Annotated in this window: 11 protein-coding genes and 1 tRNA gene; 5 read left to right on the plus strand and 7 right to left on the minus strand. The window is 43.6% G+C overall.

Translation table 11 applies throughout. The features are described from left to right. Positions 1-14 precede the first annotated feature (14 nt). Positions 15-404, plus strand: coding sequence for an RNA-binding S4 domain-containing protein (locus tag Q7C_RS00260; protein ID WP_014702694.1), 390 nt, complete (start codon positions 15-17; stop codon positions 402-404). Continuing rightward, entirely contained in the window at positions 404-817 is a 414-nt protein-coding gene (locus Q7C_RS00265; RefSeq protein WP_014702695.1) for a MazG nucleotide pyrophosphohydrolase domain-containing protein, read from the plus strand. Before Q7C_RS00260 ends, Q7C_RS00265 begins: the two co-directional genes overlap by 1 nt. Here the strand turns inward: Q7C_RS00265 and Q7C_RS00270 are convergent. The 3 genes from Q7C_RS00270 to Q7C_RS00280 form a co-directional block, all read right to left on the minus strand. Continuing rightward, on the minus strand, positions 809-2,923 hold the full coding sequence (locus Q7C_RS00270) for a GGDEF domain-containing phosphodiesterase (RefSeq protein ID WP_014702696.1): 2,115 nt from the start codon (positions 2,921-2,923) through the stop codon (positions 809-811). The genes Q7C_RS00265 and Q7C_RS00270 overlap by 9 nt on opposite strands. Positions 2,924-2,988: 65 nt before the next feature. Then, a complete protein-coding gene (gene moaA / locus Q7C_RS00275; RefSeq protein ID WP_041366292.1) occupies positions 2,989-4,002 on the minus strand; it encodes a GTP 3',8-cyclase MoaA in 1,014 nt (337 codons plus the stop codon). A gap of 189 nt (positions 4,003-4,191) precedes the next feature. Continuing rightward, positions 4,192-4,863: a Bax inhibitor-1/YccA family protein gene (locus Q7C_RS00280; protein WP_014702698.1), complete on the minus strand. Its 672-nt coding sequence runs from the start codon at positions 4,861-4,863 to the stop codon at positions 4,192-4,194. 159 nt (positions 4,864-5,022) lie between these two features. Here Q7C_RS00280 and Q7C_RS00285 point away from each other — a divergent pair. Then, positions 5,023-5,112 (plus strand) — tRNA-Ser (locus Q7C_RS00285). Positions 5,113-5,169: 57 nt separating this feature from the next. Here the strand turns inward: Q7C_RS00285 and Q7C_RS00290 are convergent. From Q7C_RS00290 to Q7C_RS00305, 4 genes are all read right to left on the minus strand, one after another. Continuing rightward, positions 5,170-6,825 carry an ATP-binding protein gene (locus Q7C_RS00290; RefSeq protein WP_014702699.1) on the minus strand — a complete coding sequence of 552 codons (1,656 nt, stop codon included), beginning with the start codon at positions 6,823-6,825 and terminating at the stop codon, positions 5,170-5,172. A 117-nt stretch (positions 6,826-6,942) separates the two neighbouring features. Beyond that, positions 6,943-7,692, minus strand: a complete 750-nt coding sequence (locus tag Q7C_RS00295) for a PhnD/SsuA/transferrin family substrate-binding protein (RefSeq protein ID WP_014702700.1) — start codon at positions 7,690-7,692, stop codon at positions 6,943-6,945. A 41-nt stretch (positions 7,693-7,733) separates the two neighbouring features. Then, positions 7,734-9,395 (minus strand): ShlB/FhaC/HecB family hemolysin secretion/activation protein, encoded by a 1,662-nt coding sequence (locus Q7C_RS00300; RefSeq protein ID WP_014702701.1) that lies wholly within the window; start codon positions 9,393-9,395, stop codon positions 7,734-7,736. Positions 9,396-9,518: 123 nt separating this feature from the next. Next, entirely contained in the window at positions 9,519-11,771 is a 2,253-nt protein-coding gene (locus tag Q7C_RS00305) for a collagen-like triple helix repeat-containing protein (RefSeq protein WP_014702702.1), read from the minus strand. A gap of 451 nt (positions 11,772-12,222) precedes the next feature. Between Q7C_RS00305 and Q7C_RS00310 the strand changes: the two genes are divergently transcribed. Beyond that, the gene (locus Q7C_RS00310) at positions 12,223-12,615 is read left to right on the plus strand and encodes a response regulator transcription factor (RefSeq protein ID WP_014702703.1); all 393 of its coding nucleotides are present in this window, start codon (positions 12,223-12,225) and stop codon (positions 12,613-12,615) included. 74 nt (positions 12,616-12,689) lie between these two features. Further along, positions 12,690-13,301 carry a response regulator gene (locus tag Q7C_RS00315; RefSeq protein ID WP_014702704.1) on the plus strand — a complete coding sequence of 204 codons (612 nt, stop codon included), beginning with the start codon at positions 12,690-12,692 and terminating at the stop codon, positions 13,299-13,301. The last annotated feature ends 7 nt before the right edge of the window (positions 13,302-13,308 follow it).

Below are 13,308 nucleotides of genomic sequence, written 5' to 3' on the forward strand. Positions count from 1 at the left end.
TAAATGAACACATAATGAGTGATGCCAACAGCGCCCAACGCCTTGATAAGTGGCTTTGGGCTGCCCGATTCTTCAAAACGCGAGCGATTGCTGTGACGGCAATCAATGGTGGTAAGGTTCACGTCAATGGTCAACGCGCAAAGCCAGGCAAAAACGTGCATGTGGGCGACAGTCTGACGATTTCCAAGCCACCATATACTTATGAGCTAGATGTTACCGACTTGAACAAGCAGCGTCGTCCAGCAGTAGAAGCACAATCTTTGTACCGCGAAACAGAAGACAGCATCGCCAAGCGTGCCTTACTCAAGGAACAACTGAAAAGTGAACCTTTGGGCTTTCGAGAACAAAAAGGTCGGCCAAGCAAACGGGATCGGCGGCGGATAATTCAATTTACTCGTAGTTAATGATGAGCGCCGGTAAATCGTTATTAGATGATGCTGATAGTACGATGCCGGCATTAAGTTATGCGGTTGCGCTGCAAACACTGGCGTCAAAAGTCGGTTTTGACTGGTCTGATCCCCGTGGTGTTTTGGATAAGATCCAGGAAGAGGCTGAAGAGCTTCTCTCTGAAATTAACGCAGCAGCACCAGACAAAATTCAAGCGGAGTTAGGGGATTTATTATTTGCTATTACCAATTTGGCACGCCACCTTAACGTTGATCCGCAACAAGCCTTACAGCAAACGAACCAGAAGTTTTATCGCCGGTTTTCCTTTATCGAACAGCAATTGACTCATCAAGGTAAGTCCGTTGAAAACGCGTCATTACTGGAAATGGATGCGCTCTGGGAGCGGTCCAAAACGGAACAATCAGTCTGACGTATCAAATTGAGCGCTCGGATGACCAATCAAGTAGCCTTGCGCAAACATCACGCCAAAATCAGTCAGTAGCGACATCGTTTCCTCACTTTCAACGCAGCCAGCGATAGTTTTCACATTGTGCGCTGAGGTTTCTTCGACCAACGTTTTAATAAACAACTGGTCATGCGTGTTGTCATTGAGCGTACGAATAAACTGGCCACTGATTTTGACAAAATCAATCGGCAGCGTTGCTAACAACGAAAAGGATGAAAAACCATAGCGTGACACGGTGCCATCAAAGCCAAAGTCATCAATAGCAAAGCGAATACCTAACGGTTTAATGGCCGTCATTAATAGCTTTAATGCAGAGACATTTCGTAAGGCAACATCTTCATTAATTTCCAGTATCAATCGCCCTGCTACAGCCGGATAGTGATTCACTAACTTTTTAATAACGGGTAGTAGCCGGTTTGGGTTTAGCGTCACTTCGGATAAATTCACCGTCATGATTCTAACGGGTCGTTTGTTTTGAGGGTCCGTAAGTTTGCGACAGACCTCCTGCAAAACAAAGTGATCAATTTTTTCAGCTTGGCCTTGTTTTTCTGCAACCTCAATAAACTTACCTGCAGGTAAGGCTTTTCCAGTCTCTTCATCCAAAAGTCTTAGGTAGCTTTCATAACCTGCTATGTTTTTATTGGATAAGTCGAGAATCGGTTGAAAATGAATTAAAAACTGACGATTGTCGAGTGCATGCTGAATCCGTTTTTTCCAATAAATCCGGCCTGCTAAATCGGCAGCGGTCTGCTCGCTGACCTCAAATACATGCGCAAGACTAGCCTGACTGGATTGGTGCTTAGCCCTGAAAGCTGCTAATTCTGCGAAAGCCAGTAATTCGCTGCTATCTGCTTGCTCGTATGGCAGATCAATTACACCGGCATAAACATAAATTGGTAATTGTTTGGCGGGGGTTTTTAATGCCAAAGTAGTCAATGAACCCAATAGTTTGTCAGTAAATTGCTGACGGCTTGCATCTGTTGTATCAAGCTGAAGTAAAACGAAATCCTGTTCATTAAGACGAGTAACAAGTTCTGGCTGCTGGGCCATGGACTGAATTTTATTGGCGACTTTTTGGCGTATTTCATCGCAAATTTCGGCACTAAGGCTACTATCGCGTTTTTGATAGGCCGGGAAGTCAATATGCACATAAAACAAGCTATGGTGCTTATCATGACGCTTGGCGTAAAGCAGGTTATCGTTCAATTGTTCCTGAAACTTTTCAATGCTCGGTAAACCTGTCAACGCATCATGCGCGGCGAGCCAGACTACCCGATCTTCAACTTGCTTTTGCTCCGTTATGTCATGGCCTATCGACAGCACTCTGACTTCATTGACATCATCAAGTAGGCTATGTAACCACCAGATTTTACGAATTTGCCCTGCTCCATTGATAATTTCTGTTTCTTGGCGAGCCTGCTTGGTTTGGCCTTGAAGCAAAGACTCATAGTGATGTCGCATTTCGTGCCAATCATGAGGCGAAAACAAGTTAGCGGCCCCTTTATCCAGTAAATCTTTGGCATGACGACCGGTAATTTGTTCGGCATAACGATTAAAAAACTGAATATCTAAATGCGTATCAACAGACATAATCAACATTTGCGCTGAGTTAATTACCTCTCTAACCCGCGATAATTCTTGATTGACGGTATCAACATTATGATGACTTTCGCGGATTCGTTGCGCTGCTTGTTCATCGACTGAATTCAGCTTTGTCGCTAACTGATCCAATTCACTCATCAGTAATGCTGACTGTGTTAGCTCACTGGATTGTTTTTCGAATTGAATCGACTTGGCCTGATCGTAACGACGGGCTTGAATTAATCGGATTTTTTCTTGAATAAGGTTATAGGATTGCTGGGCTAATTTAGTCTGGCTGTTATATTGAAAAAAACGTAAAAAAAGCGTCAGAACACTCAAAACAACCGCGGCGACCAATGCGAGCCCCATCTTAACTAACGGGTCTAATTGGTTTTGTTCGTGCACCGTCCATATCACAATTGAGACAACCGCAAAGTTGGCGATGAACGACACGAGAAAGTGTGTCACTTGCTTTGCTGCGTTTGACATGCAGGGCTCCACTGGATTGTGACGCTGAAGATTTAAGATGAGTGTTTGCTTAACGTTGATGAATGTTAGCCGCCAGTCACGCTCATATGACGAAAAATAACCGGTTGCGCCTGAATATCAAAATCATGGCCTTCTGGTTTTATCTGCATCGATTGAATAATTGCTTGTTTCAACCTCACCATATCGCCTGGATGCGCTCTTATGACCTGACGCAAATCCACAGAATGTTCTTGACCCAGGCATAACAACAAGCGGCCTTCTGTCGTCACGCGAACACGATTACAACTGCTGCAAAAATTATGACTGTGCGGCGAAATAAAGCCAATTCGACTAGGACTACCCGCGACTTGGTAATATCGCGAAGGGCCACCGGTATTCACTAAACTGGGTTGCATATCAATATGCTTGGTTAATATTGCCATCACGGTGTCACTACTACAAAAGCTTTCGCTGCGTTGGTGGCTAACCGTGCCAAGCGGCATTTCCTCAATGTAAGAAATATCAATTTCGTTATTGATGGCAAACTGCGCAAGATCGACGATTTCATCATCATTGCGGTTTTTCATGATGACGGCATTCAGTTTGATGCGTTTAAACCCAGCTTGTTTGGCTGCTTCAATGCCCGCCAGAACTTTAGCCAGATCGCCAATACGTGTCAGTGACTTAAACCGATCAGGCTGGAGTGAATCAAGACTGATATTCAGCCTATCCACACCACTTTTAACCAGCGCATCGGCATACCTGACGAGTTGTGTCCCATTGGTCGTCATGGTTAATTCGCGTAATCCAGTCTGCGTTTTTAGCTGGCCAAGCTCGCTTAGCAGCCAATCTACATCTCGACGAACTAATGGCTCTCCTCCAGTGATACGGATTTTTTCTACGCCTAGCTCACAAAATCCACGGAGCAAAAAAACAATCTCCTCAAGCGTAAGCAATCTTTGCCGTGGCATAAATTGCATGTCTTCATCCATACAATAAACGCAACGCAGATCACAACGGTCGGTAATAGACATGCGCACGTAAGTCACTCGGCGGCCAAACCGGTCGATAAGTTGATTGTTAGTCTCGTGCTTTTTCATGTTTTCGGACTTGGCTCGTTACCTAATTCACTTGGGCCTGCTATTGATATTCAAACGGCTGTAATTCGCCTATACATTATAACGCTGACAAAATCTCTGCGTAGATGTCTGTCGCATTTTGGTCGCACAAATACAAACAAGCCCCGAAAACGGGGCTTGAAGTTGACACATTAAGCGTTAATTTCGACACTAATCATTACCGGAAAATGCACCGATTAAATGTAATAAGCTTGTGAACAAATTATAAATACTGACATATAGCGTTACAGTTGCCATGATGTAGTTCGTTTCGCCACCGTGAATAATATTGCTGGTTTCAAAAAGAATTAAACCTGACATCAGCAAAACAAACATTGCCGACACAGCGAGTGATAAACCAGGCATCTCAAAGAAAAATGCCGCCAGACCCGCTAAAAACGCAACCAAAATGCCGACAAACAAAAAGCCACCCATGAAGCTGAAATCTTTTTCAGATTTGATGGCATACGCTGATAACGCCAAGAAAATGATGCCTGTACCGCCAAGCGCTTGCATCACCATTTGCGAGCCATTTGGAATACTCAGATAGGCGTTAATGATTGGACCCAGTGTAAAGCCCATAAAACCGGTAAGTGCGAAAACAGAGGCCAGCCCCCAAACACTGTTACGCAATTTTGCAGTCAAAAATAGCAGACCAAAATAACCGATCAGCGTAATAATGATGCCAGGATGCGGCAGATTGAAAACCATTGAAATACCTGCCGTTATGGCACTGAATCCGAGGGTCATCGCCAGTAACGCATAAGTATTACGTAACAGTTTGTTCGTTTGCAGAACCGATTGCTGCGAACGAACAACCGTGCTTTGCGTATCGTAATTCATCTTAAGTACACTCCGTCCTTTACAGATTGATGATTTAACATATATTTCAGACTAATATCGTACCGGATTAGTTCTAAATAACAAATATAAACTCACAGACAATTAATTTCGCGTTATAGGTTGTCACTGCAAGGCGTTCCTAGTATCATTTCGCGTCTTGGAGGGATGGCAGAGCGGTTGAATGCACCGGTCTTGAAAACCGGCATGGTTTAACGACCATCCAGGGTTCGAATCCCTGTCCCTCCGCCAAAAATAAGCCCCAAGCCATAAATAGCTTGGGGCTTTTTTGTTTCTGACGCCATAGTCTTACCCAGTTACGCCATTGAGGGTCGGCCAATCTGAGATAGTTGGCAAGCGGATAGTTGCGGTTGTGCCCATCCCCACCGCGCTTTGAAAAATAATATCACCACCATGCAAAGCCATAATTTGTTTACTAATTGACACACCCAAGCCCGTCCCTGGGACATTTCCTGAATTATCAGCGCGATAAAACTTCTCACCAAGATGGCTCAATTGCTCTTTATTCATCCCTACCCCTTCATCAGAAATAATAATTTCATGCCAATTTCGACTGAATTCTGGAGGGAGATAACTCAATCTTATTTTGGATCGCACACCCGAGTACTTAATAGCGTTTGATAACAAGTTGATAATCACGCGGCGCATCTTCTCAGGATCAAATTTTGCCGGAATCTCAGATGGATACGTTGCTGATAACTGAATTGATTTAGGTTGTGCCATGATTTTAATTTGCTCACAGCAACTATCCAGAATACTCGCTAAATCGCCATCTACGGCCTCAACAAAGCTATTATTTTGAGACTGGATTTTGCCCAGATCGAGTAAGTCATCAGTAATTGTTGACAATAGTACTGACTGTTGGTGAATACGCTCCAAAATATCGCGTGTTTGCTGTTCGTCATATTGATAATTAAGTAAAAGCTCACTAAAACCTAAAATACCGGCTAGTGGCGTCCGCAACTCGTGAGCGGCAATATTCAAAAAATCTGTTTTCAGTCGCTCTACCTCGGTTTCATGGCTAACATCGATAAAGTAGAAAACGGTAGAGTAGCCAGACTTGGAAAACACTTCATGGCGTTTTTTATGACAACGCAATATCACAGGCTTTTTACCATTCAACACAATTGTTGCAGATTCAAACTGAGATTTAAGACTGTTTATCTCTGATTCTTTGGCATTAATTTGCTGATGAAATGCTGTGGTCAGTTGTTCAAACGTAATGCTTTCAAGTTCTGTTGTTTCAATGCCAAAAAAACGCGTCAAGGCATCATTAATATAGGTGATTCGTAAACCCGCATTAACGATTAAAATACCGTCCGGCGACATATCCATCGCGACATATTTTTCTCGAAGCTGCCAAAGCATTTCGTTAAATGCACTTGCTGTATGCGCAAACTCATCATCGCCAGACACAGGCAAGAACTCCGGTATTTGATTGCGACTGATGCTGCGTGTGGCTTGTTCAATCTTTGCCAATTTACGCTTGATGCTGTGCAGAAAAATAAAAAAGAACAGAATGAAAAGTAGCATCGCGATAATGGTCGCTAGCAACAGCCCTACCTCGATCTGGGTTAGCCGCTCAAGTCGCTCTTTTAAGAGTAAGTTCACTTTTGCCGAAGCAACAGTCTCACCATGTACTTTGAGTTCAACAAATAGCGGCTGAAACTCAAAATCTTGTATCAATAATCCTTCGTCTGTGTAGTGAACATTTTTATATTTTTTATAAATGAGTTCATCATAAGAATACACATAGACCTGATGAATAATATCCAGATCCGACATACCATCAACAAGATTCTTAACTGAATCAAGGTCACCTTGCACAACATGGGGTAAGACACTGCCACTGACAAAACGCTCTATATTGCTGGTGTAATTATCATATTCAGTCAGAAAAGCACGCTCTAATACCGAAATATTAAACAGAAAGAGCGAAGCCATAATCAAAACAAATATAAAAACAATCAGAGCCGAAAGCTTATAAATGAAGGACGATCTGATGACTGAAAAAATGGCACTCATTGCTAGCAACAGTTATGAATAAATAAAAACCTTATGTTAGTCATTATTAATTAGCTCACTTTTAATAATGCCCATAGATTCAAGTACGATGCTGACTTCAGGCATTGTAATCAAAACGGAGGCGATTTTTTCTTTAAGCATATCATCGACATTCTTCGCTACCGAAAAATACCGCGAGTAATCATTTTCATCTATCATTTCAACTTCGAGACCTAAGTTTCTGATCTCACTTGCCTGCATAGCATTTTCAAATTGTACGACGCCATACTGACTGAGCCCCTCTCTCACCGCTTTAATTACATCCTCAGTATTTTGGTATGTTTGCAGAAAATAGGCACTGCCTTTGTTCGATAAATGATCAAAAACCGATTTGCTATCGACATTGTTTTGCTGCCGAGCAATGCCAACGCTGACTACTTTTTCTGAGCCAACAAACTTTTTATTGAAAATGAGTAAACATCGGGATTTTTCATTCTTATACGAAAATTTAACTAGCGGGGTAACATCATATTTAGTGTAAAAAACCGAGGTGAGGTATTCAGAGGCAATGATAAAGTCTAATTTTGATTCTTTAATATGCTGATTAAAGTCGACGATGTTTTTGGCTGTTCGAAACCTGAATTCGGCATCCATTTTTGACGACATGGTTTTTAAAAGTGGAATCCAGGTTTGTGCCAATATCATGGCATCGTCACTTGGCTCAATGCCAACATTATAAATCTCAGACTCTGCCATCACCTGGCATGATAAAAGTCCAAGCAGAATAAAACTGACGATTCGTTTCATATAACTCTCTGACATCTCGTTAAATTCATTTATTTTTTTGTTTAAAGCTGCCACCGAAAGCGTAAGTTAAAAATAGCACTTCGGTCGTCAGAGTCGATTGGTCTATCCCCGGTAGGTAATGAATATTCAAGATTGATACCGTAATGATCGTTATCAGAAAGCTCTATCCCTACTGTTGCTGAAGATAATGATCGTCTCGCGCCACCTGAGCGTAATTCAGTATGGGCTGTATCTAGAATAATATAAGGCTGAACTTGCTTGAGAAACCGCGTATTTAGATTATGCAAATATCTAAGTTCGACTTCACCAGCATAGCCTCGGTCACCTTGAGCCTGACCTTCCGAATAACCGCGTGCATAACGTGTACTACCATATCTCGCCTGCTCTGCCGATGGTAACGAATCATCCGACCAATGACCATGTAAACGACTTTGGAGTTGCCATTTGGGTGCAAACCGGTAACGCCAGAAGACGGTTGTTGATAGCGTGGTAAAGTGAAGATCTTCAACACCACGTCTGCTGCTGCCGGCTTGTATCAGTCGATTTTCATTGGCACCCAGATCAACGCCTTGACGAACACTGAATTGCCATAACGTCACACTTTTGGGACTATTGAATTGCATATTGCTGAAAGCTTCCAGCGAAGAGTAAGTTAAATCCTTATTTATTTCTGATGTGGTTGAAGCAACATTCAAATCATAGTCTGCCTCTTCATCAAGGTGATGCAGCTTTCCACCGACCCACCATGAATATTTCTTTTGTAATTCGATTGGATAACTTAAACCAATATTGAACTGGTTACGTGTCTTATTTTCGACAAAATCAACAGGAATATCGGAAACAAAAAAACGATCATCGTTATCCGTTTTAAAGTGGCTCATCATCATATTGAGTTTCAAGCCATGAGAATTAAGGTGTTGTGCGTAATTAACCGAATAGAAACGATCAATTGTGTCATTCGGAATCAAACCGCTCAGGGTTAACTGATCAGCATGCGATGTCATCGAATTTAATGTTAAAGAACCCAACAAACGGTTGGGTTCGTCACCTGCAGTGTCTAATGCAACACCTGTTTTATATCGCTTCTTTTTCGTTTGCTCAACACGAATCGTTGTCGCACCGCTCGCCGATTGAGGCCGTGGCACTTTAATTCGAAATTGATAACCCGGCGTCGACTCAATTAATGCCGTGTAACGTTCGAAAGTTTTACGCGTTAACGGTTTTTCTGCCATTAACTGCGTAACATATCGTTCGATTCTTTTTTGAATATGGTCTTCTTCAACGTCAATTTCAGATCGGGCTAAATAACCCTCAACCAACACGAGGGAAAGCCGCCCCTTGGTTAGATCCTGCCCGGGTGGGATTGCGGCATAAGACAACGGATAACCGGCTTGAACATAGGCCGTGGTGATTTTATTAACAACTTGAAGTAACAGATCGCGTTGTGCCGTCTTACCGATAATGGGCTGTAACCACTCAGATAATGTTTCGAGGTCAAATACGGTACCGCCAATGATATTTACATCATTGATAACTTGCGCTGGTGCGTTTGTTTTGACTGATTCAGATTCGGACGGAACAGAGGGTAATTCAGATTCGCTAGGAGAAATTTCAGGTGTTTTTTGAAAAGGTTCATCTACGATTAGAGGTGGCTCATTAGCGCTTACCGATTGGCCTCCTCCCATTAAAACCATTGCACTCATTACACTTACAGCCACCGTCCATTTTTTTTTAATCATGATCTAAAAATATCCCTTTTTTATCGGAGTGCGGCAGTCATGAAATCATGACTGCCGTTTTTTCCGTTTCAGGATAACCGATTTTTCTTAAAATAATCCACCAGTCAATCCATTTAATAGGCCGCCTGAATTGCCACCTTCATCTCCACCTTGACCACCGCCAAGAATGCCATCGACTGTGCCGACAACGTCGTCAACAACGCCACCGGTACCTTCATCTATGTCACCGACTAAGCCGCCGGTAACATCGTCGACACCACCAACGACTTCACCAACTAGGCCATCACCAAAACCATCGCCGGTACCTGGCTCATCATTCAGACCGCCAACTAAACCGCCAGTCACGTCATCAACGGTACCTACAACGTCGCCAACGATGCCTCCGGTACCGTCATCTATGTCACCGACTAAGCCACCGGCAACATCGTCGACACCGTCAACAACTTGCCCGACCAAACCGTCACCAAAACCATCACCGGTTCCAGGCTCGCCGGTCAGACCACCAACCAGACCGCCAGTCACATCATCAACGGCAGCGACCACATCACCAACCACACCACCAGTGCCTTCATCCACATTAGTCACTAGGCCACCGGCAACATCATCGACGCCATCAACAACTTGACCAACCAAACCATCACCAAAACCATCGCCAGTTCCAGGTTCGCCGGTCAGACCACCAACCAGACCGCTAGTTACGTCGTCAACCGAGGCAACTACATCGCCAACCAGGCCATTACTTACCTCGTCTAATCCATCGGTAACATTACTTGCCAGCCCGCCGGTGACGCCATCAACGGTTGTCGTAACCCCACTGATGATGCCGCCATTATCACCTGGTAATAAGCTTGAAGTCAGGCCATCAACGGTATCACCAATGTTGGCGACAAGTTCACCATTACCGGGCTGTGTAATGCCATCTATTAGCCCACCTTGATCGCCAAGGGCGCCACCAGTCAGACCATCCAGCTTTTCAGTTAAACCTAATAACAGATCGTTATCAGAATCAAGTAAACCACCCGGCAAATCACTTAACCCATTCTCACCGAGTAGATCCGTGATACCTACTAACTCCAGACCTTCGCCTTCGGATGGACCTGTCGTGAGATTACCGTCAAGATTAACCAGTAAGTGACCAACCCCTTCAACGACACCGCCTGCATCGGCAAGTACAATGTTGTCAATGCCGCCAATTTTCTCACCTAGCACGACAACGGCAGAGCCAACTTTACCAACCAAGCCAAGCACTGCAGGCGTCACGACAACCGCTTGACCAACTGTTCTCACTGTGCCGTCAACATTAATGATGACAGGTCTAACAACAGCCGTTAATTTGGTTGAGAGTTGACCTAACTTACTGTTTTCATCAACCACCGACAAAGTTAAATAATCACCAAAGCCTGTCACTGCCAAGCCAAGCGTATCGACGGTACCGCCTAAGGTAGTCAGCACACCACTTTTTTCATCGATCTGTGCCAGAACAGGCATTGTATTGAGTGCGGCAACTGTTTGCCCAGAAGCGCTAACGACTCTACCCGTATCTGAAATCAGACCTGTCACCCCTCCAAGGGTGGTGCCAATGGCATTATCATTTTCTGAAATATTCCCCAAACCATCATGCAAACCGGTGGATAAAGTGCCAACACCATTACCTGCGTGCGTCACAATATTCCCTGCACCATCGGTGACAGAGCCTATCATCGGCATTTCAGTTTGACTGATGGTTGCGCCTAGCACTTGAATGGTATTCGCGGCAGCGCCCACTGTATTGCTGGTATCTTGAACAGCGCCTTCAATGGCACTGGTTGATTGCTGATTATCACCGCCGCCGTTATCACCGCCGCCGTTATCACCGCCGCCGTTATCACCGCCGCCGTTATCACCGCCGCCGTTATCACCGCCGCCGTTATCACCGCCGCCGTTATTACCGCCACCGTTATTACCGCCACCGTTATTACCGCCACCGTTATTACCGCCACCGTTATTACCGCCACCGTTATTACCGCCACCGTTATTACCGCCACCGTTATTACCGCCACCGTTATTACCGCCACCGTTATTACCGCCACCGTTATTACCGCCGCCGTTAATCAGGTCATCGCCTGAGTCAGCAATATCTATATCCGAATCAGTGTCATTTGACGCATTATCGTTAGAATCAGTGTCAGTTGAATTATTTTGATCCTCAGTATCATTTGAGGCCGTATCGCCAGATCCTTCTTCGCTTGTTGTTGAGTCAGCAGAAGACGCATTCTTCAAACTTTTACTACTGCTTCCTGAGCACCCGCTGATGACAGTCAGTGCGACTGCCAAAACCATAACTTTCCATAATTTATCCATAAGTGACATTCCTCTCCAGTTAAATCAGAAAAACGAAAACAATATGTTTCTGTTTTTTCTTATTTTAAGCTCGACAAAGTGATTGTCAATAATTAAAACAGCTTGCTGCAGAATGCTCTTTATATATGTAAGCCGTTGATTTATTTTATTTAAATCTAAAATAAAGCTGTTTTTCGTAAAATATTATTTTTCATAAATGCGAAACGCATCGCAAATATTCCGATTTAATTTAAAATAATTTCTGATTTTGTGTTTTTTAGTGATACCTTAGTAATCACGAAGGATGATTTTTCGGGTAGCCTGATACTGTTATCGAAATCGGGATTGTTTATCACCACGGAAATGTGGTGTCAGTCAATTAGCAACAAAGTGCCCAGTAAATGGAAAAATGCATAAATTTCTTTAGACACGATGGGCAAAGGTACAATGTCGTTAGAGAAAGGATATTCTCATGACTAAGAAAACTAAATCGGTTCTTATCGTCGATGACAATCAGCAATTACGCGAATTGGTTCGGTTGACTTTGGCATTTAGCGAATATCAATTGCATGAAGCAGAAAATGCAATCGAAGCTTTGCAGTTAATCAAACAGATTCGGCCTGATGTCATCCTGTTGGATATTATGATGCCAGGGGATCTGAACGGGCTGGATGTCTGCGCTCAAATCAAATCTGATCCGAATATCCGTGACACGCGCGTCATAATCTTGTCAGCCAAGGGACAGAAAATGGATTTGGTCGCTGGCGATCTGGTTGGCGCTGATGCCTATTTTGTGAAGCCATTTAGCCCTATCAGCTTATTAGAAAGTATAGATGGCCATGCACCACCGAATCGTCAATGGTAGATGTCCAGTGATACATTGGACGCTATATCCATGTTCAGTTAATATCTTGTGCACAATAATACAAGGATAAACTCGTGGCGAATGATATCTACACCACCAAAGATACCGCGCAGGTATTAGGCGTTACGCCTAGAACCATTCAGTTGTGGTGTGAATCGGGTGTATTGGAGTCCTGGAAAACACCGGGTGGTCACCGACGTTTTGACCGTCAGGTTGTAGAAGCTTTTGCCAAAGACCGGCAAATAACGAAGAAATCTGTCGATGCTGAAGTGATCGAGGATAGTGAGAGCTGCCGGGTACTGATTATCGAAGACGATCCGATGCTACTCAATCTTTATAATATGAACATCAACAGCTGGGAACTGCCGATCAAGCTGGCGTTATCGCAAGATGGTTATGATGGCTTGGTAAAAATTGGCCTCATTCAGCCACATATTCTTATTCTGGATCTCTCCCTACCTAGTGTGGATGGCTTTCAAATCATCGCGACACTACTTAAAAATAACCTGTTGAGCAGCATGCGAGTCATTGTTGTTTCTGGCCTTGCCAAAGCCGATATTGATCAAAATATTGAGAATATAAAAAATATTAGACACCTGCAAAAACCTGTCGACTTCAAAATAATTCGCGAAGAAATTCAAAATAGGTTAGAGTCAAATTTTAAAAAGATGGATATGATTGGTTAACCATCTA

Source organism: Methylophaga frappieri (assembly GCF_000260965.1).
GTDB classification, from domain to species: domain Bacteria; phylum Pseudomonadota; class Gammaproteobacteria; order Nitrosococcales; family Methylophagaceae; genus Methylophaga; species Methylophaga frappieri.